Source organism: Rubrivivax benzoatilyticus JA2 = ATCC BAA-35 (assembly GCF_000190375.1).
Taxonomy (GTDB): Bacteria; Pseudomonadota; Gammaproteobacteria; order Burkholderiales; family Burkholderiaceae_C; genus Rubrivivax; species Rubrivivax benzoatilyticus.
Genome location: NZ_AEWG01000002.1, coordinates 16,029 through 37,796, shown reverse-complemented (window position 1 = coordinate 37,796; position 21,768 = coordinate 16,029). Strand labels below are relative to the sequence as shown.

The 21,768-nt window shown below is 72.9% G+C and carries 19 protein-coding genes and 2 pseudogenes; 16 read left to right on the top strand and 5 right to left on the bottom strand.

The window, feature by feature from the left end; genetic code table 11:
* Positions 1-74: 74 nt before the first annotated feature.
* The 3 genes and pseudogenes from RBXJA2T_RS21060 to RBXJA2T_RS00200 all read left to right on the top strand — a co-directional run.
* A pseudogene (locus tag RBXJA2T_RS21060) lies at positions 75-305 on the top strand (Hpt domain-containing protein); the annotation flags it as partial.
* A gap of 1,230 nt (positions 306-1,535) precedes the next feature.
* Positions 1,536-4,352: pseudogene (locus RBXJA2T_RS00205) on the top strand (hybrid sensor histidine kinase/response regulator); the annotation flags it as partial.
* Positions 4,353-4,355: 3 nt separating this feature from the next.
* Positions 4,356-5,378: a GGDEF domain-containing protein gene (locus RBXJA2T_RS00200; RefSeq protein ID WP_009855282.1), complete on the top strand. Its 1,023-nt coding sequence runs from the start codon at positions 4,356-4,358 to the stop codon at positions 5,376-5,378.
* Between the two features lie 27 nt (positions 5,379-5,405).
* On the opposite strand, the gene RBXJA2T_RS00195 is transcribed toward RBXJA2T_RS00200, so the two are convergent.
* Together RBXJA2T_RS00195 and RBXJA2T_RS00190 are read right to left on the bottom strand one after the other, a co-directional pair.
* Positions 5,406-6,953: a methyl-accepting chemotaxis protein gene (locus tag RBXJA2T_RS00195; RefSeq protein ID WP_009855281.1), complete on the bottom strand. Its 1,548-nt coding sequence runs from the start codon at positions 6,951-6,953 to the stop codon at positions 5,406-5,408.
* A 132-nt stretch (positions 6,954-7,085) separates the two neighbouring features.
* Positions 7,086-8,603, bottom strand: a complete 1,518-nt coding sequence (locus tag RBXJA2T_RS00190; protein ID WP_009855280.1) for a cryptochrome/photolyase family protein — start codon at positions 8,601-8,603, stop codon at positions 7,086-7,088.
* 33 nt (positions 8,604-8,636) lie between these two features.
* Here RBXJA2T_RS00190 and RBXJA2T_RS00185 point away from each other — a divergent pair, with 33 nt between their 5' ends.
* Genes RBXJA2T_RS00185 through RBXJA2T_RS00150 form a run of 8 tightly spaced genes read left to right on the top strand, consistent with a single transcriptional unit; the run spans position 8,637 to position 15,632 of the window.
* Positions 8,637-9,206 carry a YqgE/AlgH family protein gene (locus RBXJA2T_RS00185; protein ID WP_009855279.1) on the top strand — a complete coding sequence of 190 codons (570 nt, stop codon included), beginning with the start codon at positions 8,637-8,639 and terminating at the stop codon, positions 9,204-9,206.
* Between the two features lie 26 nt (positions 9,207-9,232).
* Positions 9,233-9,643, top strand: coding sequence for a Holliday junction resolvase RuvX (gene ruvX, locus RBXJA2T_RS00180; RefSeq protein ID WP_009855278.1), 411 nt, complete (start codon positions 9,233-9,235; stop codon positions 9,641-9,643).
* Positions 9,640-10,143 (top strand): bifunctional pyr operon transcriptional regulator/uracil phosphoribosyltransferase PyrR, encoded by a 504-nt coding sequence (pyrR, locus tag RBXJA2T_RS00175; protein WP_009855277.1) that lies wholly within the window; start codon positions 9,640-9,642, stop codon positions 10,141-10,143. The genes ruvX and pyrR overlap by 4 nt, the downstream gene beginning before the upstream one ends.
* 37 nt (positions 10,144-10,180) lie before the next feature.
* Complete coding sequence (locus RBXJA2T_RS00170) at positions 10,181-11,143, top strand: aspartate carbamoyltransferase catalytic subunit (RefSeq protein ID WP_009855276.1); 963 nt, start codon at positions 10,181-10,183, stop codon at positions 11,141-11,143.
* A 5-nt stretch (positions 11,144-11,148) separates the two neighbouring features.
* Positions 11,149-12,453, top strand: a complete 1,305-nt coding sequence (locus RBXJA2T_RS00165; RefSeq protein WP_009855275.1) for a dihydroorotase — start codon at positions 11,149-11,151, stop codon at positions 12,451-12,453.
* Positions 12,454-12,458: 5 nt separating this feature from the next.
* Positions 12,459-13,187: a lysophospholipid acyltransferase family protein gene (locus tag RBXJA2T_RS00160; protein WP_230762716.1), complete on the top strand. Its 729-nt coding sequence runs from the start codon at positions 12,459-12,461 to the stop codon at positions 13,185-13,187.
* Positions 13,188-13,215: 28 nt separating this feature from the next.
* The gene (locus RBXJA2T_RS00155; protein WP_009855273.1) at positions 13,216-14,739 is read left to right on the top strand and encodes a thymidine phosphorylase family protein; all 1,524 of its coding nucleotides are present in this window, start codon (positions 13,216-13,218) and stop codon (positions 14,737-14,739) included.
* Positions 14,736-15,632 (top strand): ribose-phosphate diphosphokinase, encoded by an 897-nt coding sequence (locus RBXJA2T_RS00150; protein WP_009855272.1) that lies wholly within the window; start codon positions 14,736-14,738, stop codon positions 15,630-15,632. Before RBXJA2T_RS00155 ends, RBXJA2T_RS00150 begins: the two co-directional genes overlap by 4 nt.
* A 200-nt stretch (positions 15,633-15,832) precedes the next feature.
* On the opposite strand, the gene gpmA is transcribed toward RBXJA2T_RS00150, so the two are convergent.
* Complete coding sequence (gene gpmA / locus RBXJA2T_RS00145) at positions 15,833-16,579, bottom strand: 2,3-diphosphoglycerate-dependent phosphoglycerate mutase (RefSeq protein WP_009855271.1); 747 nt, start codon at positions 16,577-16,579, stop codon at positions 15,833-15,835.
* A gap of 49 nt (positions 16,580-16,628) precedes the next feature.
* Here gpmA and RBXJA2T_RS00140 point away from each other — a divergent pair, with 49 nt between their 5' ends.
* The 5 genes from RBXJA2T_RS00140 (at position 16,629) to RBXJA2T_RS00120 (ending at position 20,495) form a co-directional block, all read left to right on the top strand.
* The gene (locus tag RBXJA2T_RS00140) at positions 16,629-17,237 is read left to right on the top strand and encodes a rhodanese-like domain-containing protein (protein WP_009855270.1); all 609 of its coding nucleotides are present in this window, start codon (positions 16,629-16,631) and stop codon (positions 17,235-17,237) included.
* A 101-nt stretch (positions 17,238-17,338) separates the two neighbouring features.
* The gene (gene grxC / locus RBXJA2T_RS00135; protein WP_009855269.1) at positions 17,339-17,596 is read left to right on the top strand and encodes a glutaredoxin 3; all 258 of its coding nucleotides are present in this window, start codon (positions 17,339-17,341) and stop codon (positions 17,594-17,596) included.
* 92 nt (positions 17,597-17,688) lie between these two features.
* Positions 17,689-18,159: a protein-export chaperone SecB gene (secB, locus tag RBXJA2T_RS00130; protein WP_009855268.1), complete on the top strand. Its 471-nt coding sequence runs from the start codon at positions 17,689-17,691 to the stop codon at positions 18,157-18,159.
* Positions 18,160-18,205: 46 nt separating this feature from the next.
* On the top strand, positions 18,206-19,186 hold the full coding sequence (locus tag RBXJA2T_RS00125; protein ID WP_009855267.1) for an NAD(P)H-dependent glycerol-3-phosphate dehydrogenase: 981 nt from the start codon (positions 18,206-18,208) through the stop codon (positions 19,184-19,186).
* A gap of 196 nt (positions 19,187-19,382) precedes the next feature.
* Positions 19,383-20,495: an IS481 family transposase gene (locus RBXJA2T_RS00120; protein WP_039956329.1), complete on the top strand. Its 1,113-nt coding sequence runs from the start codon at positions 19,383-19,385 to the stop codon at positions 20,493-20,495.
* A 98-nt stretch (positions 20,496-20,593) separates the two neighbouring features.
* Here the strand turns inward: RBXJA2T_RS00120 and RBXJA2T_RS00115 are convergent, their stop codons facing one another.
* Positions 20,594-21,064 carry a tRNA (cytidine(34)-2'-O)-methyltransferase gene (locus tag RBXJA2T_RS00115; protein ID WP_009855265.1) on the bottom strand — a complete coding sequence of 157 codons (471 nt, stop codon included), beginning with the start codon at positions 21,062-21,064 and terminating at the stop codon, positions 20,594-20,596.
* 14 nt (positions 21,065-21,078) lie between these two features.
* Positions 21,079-21,765, bottom strand: a complete 687-nt coding sequence (locus RBXJA2T_RS00110) for a ComFC family protein (protein ID WP_009855264.1) — start codon at positions 21,763-21,765, stop codon at positions 21,079-21,081.
* Between the last annotated feature and the right edge of the window lie 3 nt (positions 21,766-21,768).

Here is a 21,768-nt window from a genome sequence, read left to right as displayed (position 1 = left end):
TGCCGCCGCCTCCGGCGCCGCCGGCGCGGCCGCCGGAGCCCGTGGCGGCCGCCGCCACGGCCGAGGACGACGAGATGCGCGGCGTCTTCCTCGAGGAAGCCGCCGAGGTCATCCCGGCGGCGCGCGAGTCGCTCGCGCGCCTGGCCGACGAACCCGAGGACCTGGGCGAGATGACCGCGGTGCGCCGCGCGTTCCACACGCTCAAGGGCAGCTCGCGCATGGTCGGGCTGAAGGACTTCGGTGAAGCCGCCTGGGCCTGCGAGCAGCTGTTCAACTCGCGCCTGGCGCAGTCGCCGCGGCTGGACCCGGCGCTGCGCTCCTTCACCTCCGAGGCGCTGGACTACTTCGCGGCCTGGGTCGCCGCGCTGAGCGCCGGCCGCGACGAGGGCCACGCCTCGCAACCCGTGGTGCGCGCCGCCGACGGCCTGCGCCTGGACGGCCAGCGCCTGGCGATCGGTGCAGCCGCGGTGCCGCCGGCCGTCGTGCCGGCCGCCGAAGCCGCAGCGCCGGCGTTCGAGCCCGTGGCCGAGCTGGCCGTCGAGCCGGCCGTCGAGCCGCTGCCCGAGCCGGTCGTCGAGCCGGTCCCCGACGCGGCGCTGCTGCCGGACTTCGAGTTCGACTTCGGCACCGACACCTCGCCCCCGGCGCTGGCCGAGCGTGTGCCCGACCTGCCGAGCGCGGCCGATCTCGACCTGGACCTCGGGGCCGCCCCGGCCGCCGCCCCGGCGCTGCCGCTGCCCGCCGACGAGGTCGACTTCCGCCTCGACCTCGGCGCGCTCGAGCCCGAGGCCGAAGCCGAAGCCGCTCCCGAGCCGGTCGAGACCGCCGAGCTCGCCGAGAGCTTCGACGCCATCGAGGCCCTGCAGCCGCTAGAACCTGCGGCGCCAGCCGAACCCGCGCCGCAGGCCGCTTACGCCGACTTCGACTTCGATCTCGGCGAACTCGCCGCCATCGGCCCCGAGCCCGCGGCGCTGCCGGCCGAACCCGCGGTGCCTGCCGCCGACGCCGAACCGGCGCCCGACGAGACCACCTGGCCCGAGCGCCTCGAGGTGCCGGCCGACGAGCCGCTGCCGCAGCCGGTGTTCGTCGAGACCGTGCCCGGGCCGCTGCCCGCGGCCGAGGTGCTCGAAGGCGCCGAGATCGACTGGCCGGCCGAATTTGCCGCCGCGCCCGCGGCCGAGGCTCCGCCGCCGGCCGAGCCGGTGCCGCCGTCGCCGGTTGAACCCGAGGCCGCCGAACCCGGCCTCCAGCCTGTCGAGATCGACGCCGAAGTCGAGCCCGAGCCCGAGCCCGAGCCCGAGCCCGAGCCCGGGGCCGAGCCCGACGCGGCGCCTGAGGCCGACGCCGACGGCGTGCCGATGCCGGAGGTGTTCGCCGTGCCCGCCGCCGAGCCGGTGTCGCCGCCGGCCACGCCGGAGCCGGAGAGCGTCGACGCCTCCGCCGCCGCGCCGCTGTCGGCCGACGAGGCGCCGTCGCCGGAGATCGGGGCCGTCGAGCCGGCCGAGGTCGAGCCGCCGGTGCCCGACGAGGAGCCGGTCAAGGTCATCGGCCCGCTGCGTGTGCCGCTGCCGCTGTTCAACATCTACCTCAACGAGGCCGACGAGCTGTCGCGCCGGCTGGGCACCGAACTCGCCGAATGGGCGCTGGAAGCCGAACACCGGCCGGTGTCGGAGACCGCGATCGCGCTTGCCCACTCGCTGGCCGGCAGCTCGGCCACCGTGGGCTACGCCGACCTGTCGGCGCTGTCGCGTTCGCTGGAGCATGCGCTGATGCGCTCGCGTGCCGGCGGCCGCGGCCGCGACGGCGAACCGACGCTGTTTGCCGAGGCCGCCGAGGAGGTCCGCCGCCTGCTGCACCAGTTCGCCGCGGGTTTCCTGCGGCCGGTGGCGCCGGCCATCGTCGAGCGCCTGGCCGACCACGAGCGCTGGCCCGATCTGCCGCCGCCGGCGGCCGACACCTCCGGCCTCGGGCCGCTGGACAGCGGCTATGGCGACGAGGAGCTCGACGCCGAGGACGCGCTCGACCCCGAGCTGTTCCCGATCTTCGAGGACGAAGCCGACGAGCTGCTGCCGCAGCTGCTGTCGCGCCTGCGCGAGTGGGCCGACAACCCGGCCGACGGCGGCGCCGCGGCGGCCTGCCTGCGCACGCTGCACACCTTCAAGGGCGGTGCCCGCCTGGCCGGAGCGATGCGCCTGGGCGAGCGGGCCCACCGCATGGAGACCGCGATCGAGCGCCTGGGCGACCGCGGCGGCGTGCACGCCAGCGAGGTCGAGACGCTGCTCGCACGCGCCGACACGATGGTCGCCGAGTTCGAGGCCCTGCGTGCGCCGCCGGCCGCCGAGCCGCCGGCCGAGGTAGCCGAGGCCGTCGAGGCGGCGCCCCTGCCGCCGGCCGAGGCCCAGGCCGCGGCCGCCGAGCCGCCGGCCGCGCCGGTGGCCGAGATCGACTGGAGCCGCTTCGCCGTGGCGGCGCCCGCCGTCGTGGTGCCGGCGGAGCGTGCCGCCCCGGCCTCGACGGCCGCGGTGCGGGTGCGCGGTGCGCTGCTCGACCGCATGGTCAACCATGCCGGCGAGGTCAGCATCGCGCGTGCCCGGCTCGACGGCAGCGTGCGCCAGCTGCAGGGCTCGCTGGGCGAGCTCACCGGCAGCCTGGAGCGCATGCGCAGCCAGCTGCGCGACATCGAGCTGCAGGCCGAGTCGCAGATGGCCTCGCGGCTGGAGGCCGCCAAGGCTGCCGCCGAGGTCTTCGACCCGCTCGAGATGGACCGCTTCACGCGGCTGCAGGAGCTCACGCGCTTCATGGCCGAGTCGGTCAACGACGTCGCGACGCTGCAGCGCAGCCTGCAGCGCACGCTGCAGTCGGCCGAAGACGACCTCGCCGCGCAGGCCCGCCTGACGCGCGAGCTGCAGGGTGACCTGCTGCGCACGCGCATGGTCGAGTTCGACAGCGCCAGCGACCGCCTCTACCGCACCGTGCGCCAGGCCGCCAAGGAGACCGGCAAGAGCGTGCGCCTGGACATCCTGGGCGGCGCCATCGAGGTCGACCGCGGCGTGCTCGACCGCATGATCGGCCCGTTCGAGCACCTGCTGCGCAACGCCGTCGTGCACGGCATCGAGCCGGCCGCGGTGCGCGCCGCCGCCGGCAAGGACACGACCGGCACGATCACGCTGGTCATCACGCAGGAAGGCAACGAGGTCGGCGTCGAGCTGCGCGACGACGGCGCCGGCCTGGACCTGGCGCGCATCCGCGCGCGCGCCGTCGAGCGCGGCCTGCTCGCCGCCGACACCACCGTCGACGACGAGGCGCTGGCGCAGCTGATCTTCACGCCGGGTTTCAGCACCGCCGCCGACGTCACCGAGCTGGCCGGCCGCGGCGTCGGCCTGGACGTCGTGCGCGCCGAGGTCGCCGCGATGGGCGGCCGCGTGCAGGTGCACCACGCGCCGGAGCGTGGCACCCGCTTCCGCCTGCTGCTGCCGCTGACCACCGCGGTGACGCAGGTCGTCATGCTGCGCTGCGGCGAGCTGTCGGTGGCCGTGCCGTCGACACTGATCGAGGCCGTGCGGCGTGCCTCGCCGGCGGAGGTCGAGGCGGCCTACGCCAGCGGCGTCTACACCGACGGTGACCAGGCGCTGCCGTTCCACTGGCTGGCCGCGCTGCTCGACGGCCCCGAACGCGGCGCCGCCGGCACACGCAGCCAGGCCGTCGTCGTCGTGCGCTCGGCCGAGCAGCGTGTCGCGCTGCACGTCGACGAGGTCGTCGGCAACCAGGACGTGGTCGTCAAGAACGTCGGCCCGCAGCTGGCGCGTGTGCCCGGCCTGGCCGGCGTGACGCTGCTGCCCAGCGGCGCGGTGGCGCTGATTTACAACCCGGTGGCGCTGGCCACGCTGTACGGCCCGGCGGCGCGGGCGCGGCTCGAAGGCCGCGGCGTCGAGCGGCTGCCGGACGTCGCCGAGCCGGTGGCTGCCGAGCCGCTGCCGCCGCTGGTGCTGGTCGTCGACGACTCGCTGACCGTGCGCCGCGTCACCCAGCGCCTGCTGCACCGCGAGGGCTGGCGCGTCGAGACCGCCAAGGACGGCGTCGAGGCGCTGGAGCGGCTGGCCCAGGAGCGGCCGGCGGTGATGCTGTCGGACATCGAGATGCCGCGCATGGACGGTTTCGACCTGCTGCGCGCGGTGCGCGCCGACGCCGCGCTGGCCGGGCTGCCGGTGGTCATGATCACCTCGCGCATCGCGCAGAAGCATCGCGACCACGCCGCGGACCTGGGGGCCGACCACTACCTCGGCAAACCTTATGCGGAAGAGGAGCTGCTGGCCCTCGTCGCACGTTACGCGGGAGCGGCCAGGCCGAGCTGAACGGTGTCCCGGGTTGCCGATCATCTTGCGGAACTGACCGGGTTCCGGGACCGCGACGCGCTCGACGCGACGCTGGTCAGCGCGCTGCATGACCTGCTGCGCCCGCTGGACATCGCCATCTACCGCATCGTCGGCGAAGGCGAGGACCGCCGCTGGTTCACGCGCGCACGGCTGGCCGCCGGCGAGCTGGTGCCCAGTGCCGACCCGCTGTGGGCCGACCTGTCGGCGCTGCCGCCGCTGGCCGAGCACCCGGTGCGCCAGACCTGTCTGCGCCAGCGCGAAGGCCTGATGCTCGACGGCCAGCCGGCGCTGACGCTGCTGCCGCTGGACCTGGAGCGCGACTGCGACGCCGTGCTCGAGCTGCGCAGCCATGCGCCGCTGGGCGCCGAGCAGCTGCGCCTGATCGGCAGCGTGCTGCGCGTCTACCGCAACTTCCAGTCGCTGCTGGACTACAGCGAACGCGACACGCTGACCGGTCTGCTCAACCGCAAGACCTTCGACGAGAGCTTCATGCGCTGCACCGTGCCGCTGCCGCCGCCATCACGCGACGCGCTGGGGCAGCGCCGCGGCGGTGGCGCCGCCTGGCTGGGCGTCGTCGACATCGACCACTTCAAGCACGTCAACGACTGCCACGGCCACCTGATCGGCGACGAGGTGCTGCTGCTGCTGTCGCGGCTGATGCGCGGCGTGTTCCGCCAGGGCGACCAGCTCTACCGCTTCGGCGGCGAGGAGTTCGTCGTGCTGATGCGCTGCGACGACGGCGAGGCCGCCGGCCGTGCCTTCGAGCGCCTGCGCACGACGATCGAGGAGCACGCCTTCCCGCGTGTGGGCCGCATCACGGTCAGCATCGGCTTCACCGCGGTGCGGCCGGGCGACACGCCGAGCTCGGCCTTCGAGCGTGCCGACCAGGCGGTCTACTTCGTCAAGCAGACCGGCCGCAACCGCGTCGCCAGCCACACCGAGCTGGTGGCCCGCGGCGACCTCGTCGAACACCGTCAGGGCGGCGACGACGTCGTCCTGTTCTGAGCCGCGGCCGCCGGCCGCGGCCCGCCGTCAGGCGTCGGTGCGCGCCGGCAGGCGGAACAGCTTCACCGCCTCGTCCAGCGCGGTTGCCTGCTCGGCCAGCGCGGCGGTGGCATGCGCCGCCTCCTGCACCAGGCGGGCGTTGTCGCCGGTCACGCCTTCCAGGCTGGACAGCGTGCGGTTGACTTCCTCGATGCCGGCCATCTGCTCGCGGCTGGCGGCGTCGATCTCCGACATGATGTCGGTGACCCGCTTCACGCTGTCGACGACCTCGGTCATGGTCTGGCCGGCGCGGTGCGCCATGCGCGAGCCGCCGACGACCTGCTCGACCGTGGAGTCGACCAGCGTCTTGATCTCCTGCGCCGCCTGCGACGAGCGCTGGGCCAGCGCCCGCACCTCGCTGGCGACGACGGCGAAGCCGCGGCCGTGCTCCCCGGCGCGCGAGGCCTCGACCGCGGCGTTCAGCGCCAGCAGGTTGGTCTGGAAGGCGATGTCGTTGATGACGCGGTTGATCTCGGCGATGCGCTTGGACGCGGCGTTGATCGAGTCCATCGTCGTCACCACCTGGTCCACGACCGCGCCGCCGGCCTTGGCGACGTCGGAAGCCGAGATCGCCAGCGCGTTGGCCTGACTGGCGTGTTCGGCGTTCTGGCGCGTGGCGTCGGTCAGGCGCGACATCGACACCGCGGTCTCGTGCAGCGCCTGGGCCTGGTGCTCGGTGCGCGACTCCAGCTCCTTGTTGCCGCCGGCGATGCGCGCCGAGGCCTGGGCGATGGTGTCGGTGCCGCGGCGCACGCGGCCGACGATCGACGCCAGGCTGCCGCGCATCTCGTGCAGCGCACGCTGCAGGTGGCCGATCTCGTTGCGGCTGTCGACGACGACGTCGCGCGTCAGGTCGCCCGAGGCGATGCCGTGCGCCAGGTCGACGCCCTGTTCCAGCGGCCGCGTGACGACGCGGCGGATGAACGGGTAGATGACGATCAGCACCGGGATGCAGGTGACGATGGCCATCAGGATGGTCTGCCAGCGCTGGCGCGCCATCAGCGCGTTGGTCTGGTCCAGCGAGACCTTCATGCTGACCGCGCCCAGCACCGTGCCCTCGGGCACCTGGTGGCAGGTCGTGCAGTCCTTGCCGAGGTAGTTCTTGGACGCGATCGCCGGGCGCACGACGCGCAGGTACTCGCCCTTGTCGTCGCTGGCGACGTGGATCTCGGTCTTGCCGGTGGCGAGCACGGCGCGCTCGGCGGCGTCGGGGTCGCTGGCGTCGGCGCCGGTGCCGTTGCCGAAGATCTTGTTGACGGCCTCGCCGCGCAGCACGCGCAGGTCACGGATGTTGTCGAGCTGGCGCACCTGGTCCAGCAGCACGGCGCGCTGCGCCACGGTGCCGGTGACCATCATGCCGGTCAGGCCGGCCATCGTGGCGTCGTGCATGCTGCTGGAGAAGGCGGTCGCCTGCTCGATCGCGGCCTCGCGGTTGACCCGGCCCTGCCAGACGATGCCCACCGCCCAGACCACCGTGAGCGCGATCGCGATGGTGCTGATCAGCTGTACCCAGATCTTCTTTTGTGCGACGTGCATCGCGCACGCTCCTGACGTCCAATGCCGGCCCCGGATGTCGGGCCGGCCCCGTCGTCTTATCGGCACGTGAGGGGATGGAATGAAGCGAGAAATCGCGCGAATCGCCGCCGTCGCGCCGGATCTTGAGCCAGCTCAGGAGTCGCGGCCCGCCGCCGGCCGGGCCCGGCCGGCGGCACGTGCGGCCGCCGGCTTGACGGCCGCGAAACGCGCCAGCGTGCGTTCGCGCGCCTCCTCGTGGGCGACGACGGGCGCGGGATAGTCGCGGCCCAGCACGACGCCGGCGGCGGCCAGGTCGGCCGGGCGGGCGCGCCAGGGCGCGTGCAGCAGGGTGTCGGGCAGCTTGGCCAGTTGCGGCAGGTAGCGGCGGATGAAACGCCCCTCGGGGTCGAAACGTTCGCTCTGGCTGACCGGGTTGAAGATCCGGAAGTAGGGCTGGGCGTCGCAGCCGGTCGAGGCCGCCCACTGCCAGCCGCCGTTGTTCGATGCCAGGTCGAAGTCGTTCAGGTGGCGTGCGAACCACGCCTCGCCGCGGCGCCAGTCGATGCCGAGGTCCTTGGTCAGGAAGCTGGCGCTGATCATGCGCAGCCGGTTGTGCATGTAGCCGGTGCGCGTGAGCTGGTGCATCGCCGCGTCGACGATCGGATACCCGGTGCGGCCCTCGCACCAGGCGGCGAAGAGCTCGTCGGCGTGTTTGCCGTGCTCCCAGTGCAGCCGGTCGTACTCGGGCTTGAAGCAGCCGCCGACCACCCGCGGGTGGTGGTGCAGCAGCTGGTGGTAGAAGTCGCGCCAGACCAGCTCCGACAGCCAGACCTCGGCGCCGCGCGAGCCGGCCGTCAAACGCTGGTGGGCCTCGCGCGCCAGGCGGCGGATCGACACCGTGCCGAAACGCAGGTGCGGCCCCAGGTAGCTCGGGCCCTTGACGGCCGGGAAGTCGCGCCAGTCGGCGTAGTGGTCGACGCGCTCGAGAAAGTCGGCCAGCAGCTCGCGGCCGCCGGCCGGGCCGCTGGGCAGCTTCAGCGCGTGCAGGTTGGTGCTCTCGAAGCCGATGTCGGCCAGCGTCGGCAGCGTCTCGCCGGCGGGTTTGGGCGCCAGCGCGCCGGCGTGGCGCTCGACCGGGTAGGACGAGAGGTAGAAGTCGTCGAGCTTCTTCAGCCAGGCGTTGCGGTACGGCGTGAACACCGAGAACGGGCCGCCGCCCTGGGTCAGCACCTCGTCGCGCTCGAAGATCACGTGGTCCTTCGAGCCGTGGAAGGCGATGCCGGCGTCGGCCAGCGCGCCGCGCACGCGGGCGTCGCGTGCCAGTGCCTCGGGCTCGTCGTCGTGGCTGGCGTAGACCGCCTGCGCGCCCAGCGCCGCCGCCAGCCGCGGGATCTCCTGCAGCGGCCGGCCGTGGCGCACGATCAGCCCGGCGCCGTCGATGCCGTGCGAGGCGGCCAGCGCGCGCAGCTCGGCGTCGACGCCGACGACGCTGTCGCGGATGAACTCCACGCGCCGGTCGGCGCGCGGCAGCGGCTCGAGGATCTCGGGGTCGAAGACGAACACGCACCAGACCCGCCGCGCCGCGCGCAGCGCGTGGTAGAGGGCCGCGTTGTCCTCGGTGCGCAGGTCGCGGCGCAGCCAGACCAGGGCGTTGTCGATGCCGTTCTTCACATCCGCCAGTGTGCCGCGGAATAAGATAGGCGCATGGCCGCCATCGACCTGTCGAACCAGTTCCTCATCGCCATGCCCGGCATGGCCGACGAGACCTTTGCCGGCTCGGTGGTCTATCTGTGCGAGCACAACGAGCGTGGTGCGCTCGGGCTGGTGATCAACCGGCCGATCGACATCAAGCTGCGCAACCTGTTCGAGCGTGTCGATCTGCCGCTGGACCGCGACGAGTTCGCCGAGCAGCCGGTGTTCTTCGGCGGCCCGGTGCAGACCGAACGCGGCTTCGTGCTGCACGAGAAGGCCGGCGACGGCAGCGCCTACAGCTCGACGATGTCGGTGCCCGGCGGCCTGGAGATGACGACCAGCAAGGACGTGCTCGAGGCGATGTCGCAGGGCGGCGGCCCGCGCCGCGTGCTGGTGACGCTGGGCTACAGCGGCTGGGAGGCCGGCCAGCTCGAGGACGAGATCCGCCGCAACGGCTGGCTCAACGTCGACGCCGACCCGCGCATCATCTTCGAGACCCCCGTCGAGCAGCGCTACGGCCAGGCGCTGTCGCTGCTGGGTGTCGACCCGCGCATGCTGTCGCAGGAGGCCGGGCACGCCTGACGCGTGACCTGCCACGTCGTTCCCGAATGAGCCCGGCCGCTCCGCCTGCCCCCGCGCGCAGTTTTCTCGCCTTCGACTTCGGCGTGCGCCGCGTCGGCGTCGCCGTCGGCAACACCTTGCTGGCCGAAGCCCGGCCGCTGAAGACCGTCGCCGCCGAAGGCGACGCACGTTTCGAGGCCATTGCCCGGCTGATTGACGAGTGGCAGCCCGACGCGCTGGTCGTCGGCGTGCCGTTCCATCCGGACGGCGCGGAGCACGACAATACGCGCCGCGCGCGGCGCTTCGCCCGCCAGCTGCACGGCCGTTTCCGGCTGCCGGTGCACGAGGTCGACGAGCGCTACACGACCGTCGACGCGCTGGCCGCCGGGGCCCGCGACGCCGACGCCGCGGCCGCCGCACTGATCCTCGACCAACACCTGAGAACCCTCGCCCCATGACCGTCCTGCAGCTCGATGCCGAGGCGCTCTACGCCGAACTGCGCCAGGGCCTGCGCGCCGTCCTCCCGCCCGACGCGGTGCTCGTCGGCATCTGGTCCGGCGGCGCCTGGCTGGCCGAACGCCTGCAGCGCGACCTGGGCCTGCCCGGCGCGCACGGCGTCATCTCCAGCATGCTGCACCGCGACGACTTCGGCTCGCGCGGGCTGGCCGCCGGCACCGCCACGACGCAGCTGCCGTTCGCCGTCGACGGCCGCCATGTCGTGCTCGTCGACGACGTGCTCTACACCGGCCGCACGATCCGCGCCGCGATCAACGAGCTCTACGACTTCGGCCGCCCGGCCAGCGTGACGCTGGTGGTCCTGGTCGACCGCGGCGGCCGCGAGCTGCCGATCGCCGCGGCGCTGGCCGCGGCGCGCATCACCCTGCCGTCCACGCAGCGCCTGTCGCTGGCGCGTGCCGAGGACGGCCGCTTCACTTTCGCCATCGAGGAGGCCGCATGAGACCTCAGGACCGCGCCCTGCGGCGGGAGGCCCGCTGATGCTGTCGCGCCGCAACCCCCAGCTCAACCGCCACGGCGAGCTGATCCACCTGCTGTCCATCGAAGGCCTGCCGCGTGCGGTGCTGACGCAGATCCTGGACACCGCCGGCACCTTCCTGTCGGTCAACGACCGCGAGGTCAAGAAGGTGCCGCTGCTGCGCGGCAAGAGCGTGTTCAACCTGTTCTTCGAGAACAGCACGCGCACCCGCACGACCTTCGAGATCGCCGCGACGCGGCTGTCGGCCGACGTCATCAATCTCGACATCAACAAGAGCAGCACCGCCAAGGGCGAGAGCCTGCTGGACACGATCGCCAACCTGTCGGCGATGCACGCCGACATGTTCGTCGTGCGCCACAGCGAAAGCGGCGCGCCCTACCTGATCGCCCAGCACTGCGCGCCGCACGTGCACGTGGTCAACGCCGGTGACGGCCGCCACGCGCACCCGACGCAGGCGCTGCTCGACATGTACACGATCCGCCACTACAAGCGCGATTTCACGCAGCTGACGGTGGCCATCGTCGGCGACATCGTGCACTCGCGCGTGGCGCGTTCGGACATCCACGCGCTGAACGTGCTCGGCGTGCCCGAGATCCGCGCCGTCGGCCCCAAGACCCTGGTGCCGGGCGACCTCGCCGGCATGGGCGTGCGCGTCTGCCACGACATGGCCGAAGGCATCCGCGACGCCGACGTGATCATCATGCTGCGCCTGCAGAACGAGCGCATGAGCGGCGCGCTGCTGCCGTCGGCCGGCGAGTACTTCAAGAACTACGGCCTGACGCCGGAGAAGCTGGCGCTGGCCAAGCCCGACTGCATCGTCATGCACCCGGGGCCGATCAACCGCGGCGTCGAGATCGAGTCCTCGGTCGCCGACGGCACGCACAGCGTCATCCTGCCGCAGGTGACCTTCGGCATCGCGGTGCGCATGGCGGTGATGTCGACGATCGCCGGCAACCAGGCCTGAACCCCATGAAGATCCTCATCCGCAACGGCCGCGTCGTCGACCCGGCCACCGGCCGCGACGAGACGGCCGACGTCGCGATCGCCTCCGGCCGCATCGTCGGCCTCGGCGCCGTCGGCGACTTCCAGGCCGACCGCACGATCGACGCCTCGGGCCTCGTCGTCGCGCCCGGCCTCGTCGACCTCGCCGCGCGCCTGCGCGAACCCGGCCAGGAACACGAAGGCATGCTCGAGAGCGAGCTGGCGGCGGCCGCCGCCGGCGGCGTCACCAGCCTCGTCTGTCTGCCCGACACCGACCCGGTGCTCGACGAGCCCGGCCTGGTCGAGATGCTGAAGTTCCGTGCCCGCAAGCTCAGCCGCTGCCGGCTGTTCCCGCTGGGCGCGCTGACGCGCCGGCTCGAAGGCACGACGCTGGTCGAGATGGCCGAGCTGACCGAAGCCGGCTGCGTCGGCTTCTCGCAGGTCGACGTCGCGATCCAGGACACCCAGGTGCTGCTGCGCGCCATGCAGTACGCCGCGACTTTCGGCTACGCCGTCTGGCTGCGGCCGCAGGACGGCTGGCTGGGCAAGGGCGTCGCCGCCTCGGGCGCGGTGGCCACGCGCATGGGGCTGTCGGGCGTGCCGGTGGCCGCCGAGACGGTGGCGCTGCAGACCATCCTCGAGCTGGTGCGGGTCACCGGCTGCCGCGTGCACCTGTGCCGGCTGTCCAGCGCCGCCGGCGTCAGGCTCGTGCGTGCCGCCAAGGCCGAGGGCCTGCCGGTCACGGCCGACGTCAGCATCAACTCGCTGCACCTGACCGACGTCGACATCGGCTTCTTCAACGCCGACATGCGCCTGACGCCGCCGCTGCGCCAGGGCGCCGACCGCGACGCGCTGCGCGCCGCGCTGGCCGACGGCACGATCGACGCGCTGGTCTCGGACCACAACCCGGTCGCCGAGGACATGAAGAACCTGCCGTTCGGCGAGGCCGAGCCCGGCGCCACCGGGCTGGAGCTGCTGCTGAGCCTGGCGCTGCGCTGGGGCCGCGACCACGGCCTGACGCTGTCGCAGGCGCTGGCGCCGGTGACGCAGGCGCCGGTGCGGGTGCTCGGCGAGGCCGTCGGCTCGCTGGCGTCGAGTGCCGGCCGGCTGGTCGAAGGCGGTGTCGCCGACGTCTGCGTCTTCGATCCCGAAGCCGAATGGCAGGTCGCGCCGGCGGCGCTGGCCAGCCAGGGCAAACACACGCCGTTCGCGTTCGCGTCGACCGGCATGGCGCTGCCGGGCCGGGTGCGTGCGACGCTGGTCGCCGGCACGGTCGCCTACGAGGCCGCTTGACCGCGGTGCTGCTCGCCCCCTGGCGCGTCGCCGGCGTGCTGCTGCACGGCCTGCGCGGCGTGGCGATGGCGCTGTGGGTCTTCCCTCGGCTGGACGCCGCGGGCCGTCACCGGCGCACCCGCTGGTGGGCCGCGACGATGCTGCGCTGCCTGGGTGTCGAGCTGCGGGTGCAGGGCGAATTCCGCCCCGGCGCCAAGCTGATCGTCGCCAACCACCTGTCGTGGCTGGACATCATGGCCATCCACGCCGTCTGCCCCGAGGCGCGTTTCGTCTCCAAGGCCGACGTGCGCCACTGGCCGGTGGCCAACCGCCTGGTCGACGCCGCCGGCACGCTGTACCTGGAGCGCGAGAGCAAACGCGATGCGCTGCGTGTCGTGCACCGCATGGCCGAGGCGCTGCAGGCCGGCGACACCGTCGCCGTCTTCCCCGAAGGCACGACCGGCGACGGCCACACGCTGCTGCCCTTCCATGCCAACCTGCTGCAGGCGGCGATCGCCACCGCCACGCCGGTGCAGGCGGTGGCGCTGCGTTATGCCGAGCCCGGCCACGCCGTCAGCCCGTCGGCCCGCTGGGTCGGCGCCGAGACGCTGGCCGCCAACGTCTGGAAACTCGCCCGGGCGCGCGGCGTCGTGCTGCACCTGACGGTGCTGCCGGCCGAAGCCAGTGCCCACGCCGACCGTCGCGCGCTGGCGGCGCGGGTGCGTGAACAGATCGCCAGCGTCTTGCCCGACTGAACGCCTCGCGCGAGCGAGCGTGCCCGCGATGAACCGTCCGACCCTCGCCGTGCGCCGCCTCGGCATCGACACCTGGCGCGAAAACGTCGCCTTCCTGCACCGCGACTGCCCGGTGGTGCGCGCCGCCGGTTTCCAGGCGCTGTCCAAGGTGACGATCGCCGCCGGCGGCCGGAGCATCGCCGCGGTGCTCAACGTCGTCGACGACCTGCGCCTGCTCGAGCCGCTGCAGCTGGGCCTGAGCGAACAGGCTTTCGCGCGCCTGGGCGCCGCCGACGGCGACGCCGTCTCGATCGAACACGCCGCGCCGCCGCCGTCGCATGCCGCGCTGCGGCGCAAGATCGCCGGCGAGCGCCTGGGCCGCGAGGAGCTGCACGCCGTCGTCGCCGACATCGCCGCCGAGCGCTACACCAAGGTCGAACTGGCCGCCTTCGTCGTCGCGACGCAGCAGTACGAACTCGACCGCGAGGAGGTGCTGCACCTGACCGAGGCGATGATCGCCGCCGGCCGGCGCCTGGACTGGAACGGCAGCGGCGGCGGCCGGCCGATCGTCGACAAACACTGCATAGGCGGCGTGCCGGGCAACCGCACCTCGATGCTGGTCGTGCCGATCGTCGCCGAGCACGGCCTGCTGTGCCCCAAGACCTCGTCGCGCGCGATCACCTCGCCGGCCGGCACCGCCGACACGATGGAGGTGCTGGCCGAGGTCGAACTCGCGCCCGAACGGCTCAAGCAGATCGTGCACGCCGTCAACGGCTGCCTGGCCTGGGGCGGCACGGCGGCGCTGTCGCCGGCCGACGACGTGCTGATCGCCGTCGAACGCCCGCTGGCGATCGACTCGCCGGGGCAGATGATCGCCTCCATCCTGTCCAAGAAGATCGCCGCCGGCTCGACGCACCTGGTGCTGGACATCCCGGTCGGGCCGACGGCCAAGGTGCATGGCGAGGCCGCGGCGCAGCGCCTGAAGCGGGTCTTCGAGTTCGTCGCCGAACGCCTGGGGCTGACGCTGGAGGTCATGCTGACCGACGGCCGCCAGCCGATCGGCCGCGGCATCGGCCCGGTGCTGGAGGCGCGCGACGTGATGCAGGTGCTGCGCCACGACCCGCAGGCGCCGCAGGACCTGCGCGCCAAGGCGATCCGCCTGGCCGGCCGCATGATCGAGTTCGACCCCGCGGTGCGTGGCGGTGACGGCGAGCGCATCGCCACGCAGATCCTCGACTCGGGCCGCGCGCTGGCGCGGCTGGAGGCGATCATCGAGGCCCAGGGCCGGCGCGCCGAGCCGCCGCCGCCGGGGCCGCTGGTCTTCGACGTGCCGGCGCCTGCCGACGGTGTCGTCGCCGGCATCGACAACCTGCGCCTGGCGCGCATCGCCGGGCTGTCGGGCGCGCCGCAGATGGCCGGCGCCGGGCTGGACCTGTTCGTCAAGATCGGCGCCGCGGTGCGCCGCGGCGAGCCGCTGTACCGCATCCACGCCTGCGTCGCCGCCGACCTGGAGTTCGCGCGCCGCGAGGCGCTGCACGACTGCGCCTACGCCCTCGCCGGAGCTGCCCGATGAGTCTGCTGCTCGCTTTCGACGACGAACTGACGCTGGCCCGGCCGCTGGCCGCGGCGCTGGGCTGGCCGCTGGCGGTGGTCGAGCGCCACGTCTTCCCCGACGGCGAGTCGCGGCTGCGGCTGCCTGCGGCGCTGCCGCCGCGGGTCGCGCTGCTGCGTGGTCTGCAGCGGCCCAACGAGCGCCTGGCCGAGCTGATGCTGGTCGCCGGCGGCGCGCGTGAACTCGGTGCTGCCGAGCTGACGCTGGTCGCGCCGTACCTCGGTTACATGCGCCAGGACATCGCCTTCACGCCGGGCGAGGTCGTCAGCCAGCGCCACCTGGGGCGGGCGCTGGCGGCCTGGTTCGACGCCGTGATCACCGTCGACCCGCATCTGCACCGTGTCGCCTCGATGGCCGAGGTCGTGCCCGGGCGGCGCGGCGTCGCGCTCGGTGCCGCGCCGCTGCTCGGCCGGCTGGCCGCAGAACGTGTGCCGGGTGCGCTGCTCGTCGGCCCGGACGCCGAGTCCGAGCAGTGGGTGACGGTGGCCGCCGAGGCCGCCGGGCTGGAGCACGCGGTCTGCCTGAAGCAGCGCCACGGCGACCGCGACGTCGCCGTCGCGCTGCCGGCGGCCGACGTCGCGGGGCGCGCCGTCGTGCTGCTCGACGACGTCGCCAGCACCGGGCGCACGCTGCAGGCCGCGACACGCGGGCTGCTGGAACGTGGCGCGGCCAGCGTCGACGTCGCCGTCACGCACGCGCTGTTCGTCGGCGACGCGCTGGCCGAACTCCGCACCGCCGGCGTGCGTCACGTCTGGAGCAGCGACTGCATCGCGCACGAGAGCAACGCGGTGTCGGTGGTGCCGCTGCTGGCGGCGGCGCTGCGGGACGGGGCAGGCTGGGGTCAGGCAGGCTAGGCAGGCTGGGGTCAGGTCTCACAAGACCTGACCCCCTCTAGGCATGACCCCCTCTAGGCAGGCCGGGGTCAGGTCTCACGAGACCTGACCCCTCCCGGCGTGACCCCTCCCGGCGCGAGACCTGACCCCACCCGCTGGTTGCGCCAACGAAAACGCCGGCGCGAGGCCGGCGTCGTCCGTCGTGCTCGGGGGAGGGCGCGTCAGGCCTTCTTGCCCTGGTTCGCCACCGCAGCCGCGGCCTTGGCGGCCGCCTCGGGGTCGCCGAGGTAGTAGCTGCGGATCGGCTTCAGCTCGTCGTCGAGCTCGTAGACCAGCGGGATGCCGTTGGGAATGTTGAGGCCGACGATGTCGGCGTCGCTGATGCCGTCCAGGTACTTCACCAGCGCGCGGATGCTGTTGCCGTGCGCGGCGATGACCAGACGCTGGCCGCTCTTGATCGCCGGCGCGAGCTCCTCGTTCCAGAACGGCAGCACGCGCGCGACGGTGTCCTTCAGGCACTCGGTCAGCGGCACCTGCTCGGGGGCGAGCTTGGCGTAACGCGGGTCCTGGCGCTGGCCACGCGGGTCGGCGGCGTCGAGCACCGGCGGCGGCGTGTCGTAGCTGCGGCGCCAGATGAGCACCTGCTGGTCACCGTACTGCTTGGCCATGTCGGCCTTGTTCAGGCCCTGCAGCGCGCCGTAGTGGCGTTCGTTCAGGCGCCAGTCCTTGACGACCGGCAGCCAGGTGCGCTCCATCGTGTCCAGGCAGTGCCACAGCGTCCAGATGGCACGCTTCAACACCGAGGTGTAGGCGACGTCGAACTCGTAGCCGGCGGCCTTCAGCAGGCGGCCCGCTTCGCGCGCCTGGGCGACGCCGGTGTCGGTCAGCGGGACGTCGGTCCAGCCGGTGAAACGGTTCTCGAGGTTCCAGGTGGATTCCCCGTGACGGATCAGGACGAGCTTGTGCATGGCCCGAATTCTATAATTCGCGCCCTCTGCCGCCCTTGACCCCGACGCCTTGAACTTCCTCATCGAAAACTGGTTGCTCGTCTTCATGGCCGCCCTCTCCGGCAGCCTGCTCCTGTGGCAGACGATCCAAGGCGGCACCGGCCGCGGCGTGCCGCCTGCCGAGGCGGTGCGGTTGATCAACCGCGAGAAGGGCGTGCTGATCGACGTCTGCGAGCCCGCCGAGTACGAGAAGAGCCACGCCGTCGGCGCGCGCAACATCCCGCTGGCGACGCTGGCCGACGCCAAGGGCCTGCCGGGCAACAAGACGCTGCCGATCCTGCTGCTGTGCGCCTCGGGCGCACGCGCCGGCCGCGCCGCGGCGCAGCTGCAGAAGGCGGGTTACGAGAAGGCCGTCGCGGTGGCCGGCGGCAATGCCGCCTGGCGCGAAGCCAACCTGCCGATGGAAAGCGGTGCCAAGGCCGACAAGCCCGAGAAGGCCGAAAAGACCGAGAAGAAGGCCAAGGCCGCCAAGGCCGAGCCCAAGCCGCTGCCGGCGCCGGCCGCCGAGGCGCCCGCTGCCGAGCCCGCGCCCGCCCCGGCGCCGGTCGCCGAGACCCCCGTCGCCGAGACCCCGGCCGCCGAGCCGTCGGAGCCGCCCCAGGCGCCGAAGGGCGCCTGAGCCTCGCCCGGTCGGCGCTCGCCCCACGCGCCCTCCGGGTCTTCTCATCCGCCGGACAATCCGGCCTGAGCCCGCCATCCTCGTGCGGGCGAGGAAAGCGCATGAGTTCCGTCCGGATGTACACGACCCAGGTCTGCCCCTACTGCCTGCGCGCCAAGGCGCTGCTCAAGCAGCGCGGCGTCGAGGCGATCGAGGAGATCCGCGTCGACCTGGACCCCGCCCAGCGCGACACGATGATCGCGCTCACCGGACGCCGCACCGTGCCGCAGATCTTCATCGGCGAGACCCACGTCGGCGGCTGCGACGACCTGATCGCGCTGGACCAGCGCGGCGGCCTCGCGCCCCTGCTCGCGGGCTGACCGGCCCGGGGCGGACGCCCCGGTGCGCTGGTCCATAATCGCCGGCCGCTGCCGCCCGAACCCGGGCGGCCACCTCCCAACACGGAAGCACCATGGCCGACGAGACCCCCGTTTTCCAGATCCAGCGCATGTACCTGAAGGACCTGTCGCTGGAGCAGCCGAACTCGCCGCAGATCCTGCTCGAGCAGCAGCAGCCGGCGGTCGAGATCAACCTCGCGATGGCCGCCGAGGTCGTGGCCGACGGCATCTTCGAGGTCACCGTCACCGCCACCGTGACGACCAAGGTCGCCGACAAGACGCTGTTCCTCGTCGAGGCCAAGCAGGCCGGCATCTTCGAGATCCGCAACATCCCCGACGAGCAGATGCAGGGCATCCTGGGCATCGTCTGCCCGCAGATGGTCTACCCCTATCTGCGCGCCATCGTCTCGGACGTCTGCACGCGCGCCGGCTTCCCGCCGATCCTGCTGAACGAGGTCAACTTCCAGGCCATGTTCGAGGCCCGCATGCAGGCCGAGGCCGCCCAGGCCAACGGCGGCTCGCCGATCATCACCTCGGCGAACTGATCGCCTTCGCGGGGCCGCCCGGCCCCGCCCCCGCGCTGCCGACACGATGAAGATCGCCGTCCTCGGCGCCGGTGCCTGGGGCACGGCGCTCGCCGCCGCGGCCGCGCCGCGTCACGAGGTCCTGCTCTGGACCCGTGACGCCGCCCAGGCTGCCGAGATCGCGGCCACCGGCCGCAACACCCGCTACCTCGGCGACGAGCCGCTGCCCGCCGGCCTGCGCGTCAGCGCCGACCGCGACGCCGCGCTCGCCCACTGTGCCGACGGCCTGCTGGTCATCGCCACGCCGATGGCCGGGCTGCGCGAGCACCTGGGCTCGCTGCCCGACGATCGCCCCGCGCTCTGGGCCTGCAAGGGCTTCGAGAGCGGCACCGGCCTGCTCGGCCACGAGATCGCGCGCGAGCTGCGCCCCGGCGCCGCCGGCGGCGTGCTGTCGGGCCCGAGCTTCGCGCTCGAGGTGCTGCGCGGCCAGCCGACGGCGCTGGTCGCCGCCAGCGAGTCCGACGCCCTGGCCGCGGCCGCCGTCGAGGCCTTCCACAGCGACACGCTGCGTGTCTACACGGCGCGCGACATCGTCGGCGTCGAGGTCGGCGGCGCGGTGAAGAACGTGCTGGCGATCGCCACCGGCATCGGCGACGGCCTCGCCGCCACGGGCCTGAACGCCCGCGCCGCGCTGGTCACACGCGGGCTGGCCGAGATGACGCGGCTGGGCGTCGCGCTTGGCGGCCAGGCGGCCACCTTCATGGGGCTGTCGGGCCTGGGCGACCTGGTGCTCACGGCCACCGGCGACCTGTCGCGCAACCGCAAGGTCGGCCTGGCGCTGGCCGCCGGCAAGGCGCTGCCCGACATCCTGGCCGAGCTCGGCCACGTCTCCGAAGGCGTCTACAGCGCTGCCACCGTGCTGCAGCGCGCGCGTGCGCTGGGCGTCGAGATGCCGATCACCGAGGCCGTCGTCGAGGTCCTCGAAGGCCGCGTCTCGCCCGAGACCGCGCTGCGGCGCCTGATGGGCCGGCAGTCGAAGGCCGAGTAGTGGGGCCTCGCAGTTCGAGCGCCGCGCAGCAGCCATCGTCAGACTGACTGGAGCCTCCCTCGCGGAGGGAGGCTGGAGGGTGTGGTCGAACGAACTGGAGCACCCTCCCGGAGGGTGTATGGACCGCGGACATCGGTGACAGGTGTGCGAGGACATAGGTGACACTTTTTTCCTGCCTAGCCAGCGGAGAACGAAGTTGCCGTGGAGCGCAGTCACCGTGAAGGATCAGAGACAGGAGTTCGTTGGGCTGGCCCGCCAAGCGGATGCGAACGTCAGTGAGCTGTGTCGCCGGTTCGGGATCAGCCGCAAGACGGGCTACAAGTGGCTCAGCCGCGAGGACTTGGAGGACCGATCTCGTCGCCCATGCCATTCGCCATCTCGCACAGCGCAGGAGCTGCAGGACCAGGTGTTAGCCGTTCGAAGCGAGCACCCGGCGTGGGGTGGCCGCAAGATCGCCCATGTCCTGGCTCGCGACGCAGGTGTGTGCATCGCGGCGAGCACGGTCAACTCGGTGCTCAAGCGCCACGGCTTGATCAGCCCCGTCGCGAGCGCGGCTGCAACCGCATGGCAGCGCTTCGAGCATGAGGCGCCCAATGCGCTGTGGCAGATCGACTTCAAGGGCCACTTTGCCACCGACACGCAGCGCTGCCATTCGCTGACCGTGCTGGACGATCACTCGCGCTTCAGCCTCGTGCTGCAGGCTCTGGCCGGTGAGCGACGCGAACCGGTGCAGCAGGCCCTGGAAGATGCTTTCCGGCGCTACGGCCTGCCCGAGCGCATCAATGCCGACAACGGCCCACCCTGGGGCGCACCGACCGTGGGGGCGCTCACGGGCTTGGGCGTGTGGCTGATCCGCCTGGGAGTGCGCCTGAGCCACAGTCGACCCGCTCATCCGCAGACCAACGGCAAAGACGAACGCTTCCACCGCACGTTGGCTGCCGAGGTGCTGCTGGGCCGCAAGTTTCGCGACCTGGCCGAAGTCCAGCGGCACTTCAACTCCTGGCGTCACGTCTACAACTTCGAGCGCCCGCATGAAGCTCTGGGTATGCAAACGCCGGCCAGCCGCTACAGCGCCAGCGTGCGCTCGATGCCCAGTAAGCTGCCTGACGTCGAGTACGGGCCCGAAGACATCGTCAGACGCGTCGGCGACGGCGGTCGCATCAGCATTCGGGGCCTCAAGCTGCGAGTGGGCAAGGCGTTGATCGGTCAGCACGTCGCCTTGCGGCCTCGCCTTGATCGCGACGGCTCCTTCGACGTCTACTTCTGCCATCACAAGCTCGATGCGATCGAGCTGAACGGGGTGGGCTGACCCCGTCCTCTCTGTCACCCATGTCCTCGCACGGGTGTTACCCATCTCCCCGGTCCATACAGGAGGGGGCTCGGGGGAGCCGTGCGTAAAGCCGCCTTCTAGGCGGCGCCGGCGTAGCCGGCCTGCCGCCAGGCGTCGAAGACTGCGACCGCCACCGCGTTGCTGAGGTTCAGGCTGCGCTGGCCGGCGCGCATCGGCAGGCGCACACGCTGCGAGTCGGGGAACCGTGCCAGCAGCTCGGCCGGCAGGCCGGCGCTCTCGGCGCCGAAGACCAGCCAGTCGCCCGCTTGCCAGCGCTGCTCGGCCAGCGGGTGCGAGCCGCGGGTCGTGAACGCGAACATGCGCGCCGGGTCGGGGCGTTCGCTCTCCAGCAGCGCGTCCCAGGACGCGTGGCGGCGCACCGGCGCGTACTCGTGGTAGTCCAGCCCGGCGCGGCGCAGCTGCTTGTCGTCCATCGAATAACCCAGCGGTTCGACGAGGTGCAGCCGGCAGCCGGTGTTGGCCGCCAGGCGGATGACGTTGCCGGTGTTCGGCGGGATTTCGGGGTGGACGAGCACGATGTCGAACATCGGCCGACCATAACTCAGTCCGGCGTGCGCGCCAGGATCCAGGCGTCGACCGCCGCGGCGCCAGCCTGGCGCAAGGCGGCCGCGGCTTCGCGCAGCGTCGTGCCGGTGGTCGCGACGTCGTCGACCAGCGCAATGCGGCGCCCGGCGAGCACGGCGCGCGCCGACGGCGGCACGTGGAAGGCGGCGCGCAGATTGGCCAGGCGTTCGGCGCGCCCCAGCTCGGCCTGCGGCGGCGTGTCGATCAGCCGTTCCAGCAAGTCGGTGCGCGCTGGCACGCCGCGTTGCCGGGCGGCGCGGCGCGCGATCTCCCAGGCCTGGTTGTAGCCGCGCTCGGCCAGCCGCCGGGCCGACAGCGGCACCGGCACGACGACCTCCGGCACCGGCAGCGCCGCGGCGGCGTTGGCCACGAGCGGCGCCAGCGCGGCGGCGAGTTCGACGCGGCCGTGGAACTTCAGCGCCGCGACCAGACCGTCCCAGGGAAAGCCGTAGTCGGCGGCGCAGGCGGTGTGCTCGAACGGCGGCGGGTGCTGGCGGCATTCGCCGCACAGATCGCCGGCGGCCAGCGGCAGCGCGCAGCGGCGGCAGCGTGGCCGCGGTGCGGCGAAACGTGCGACGCAGTCGGCGCACAGCGCCGCGCGGGTGGCGCTGCGGCAGACCTCGCACTGTCCGGGCAAGCGGGCGAGCCAGGCGGCCGAAAGCATGGT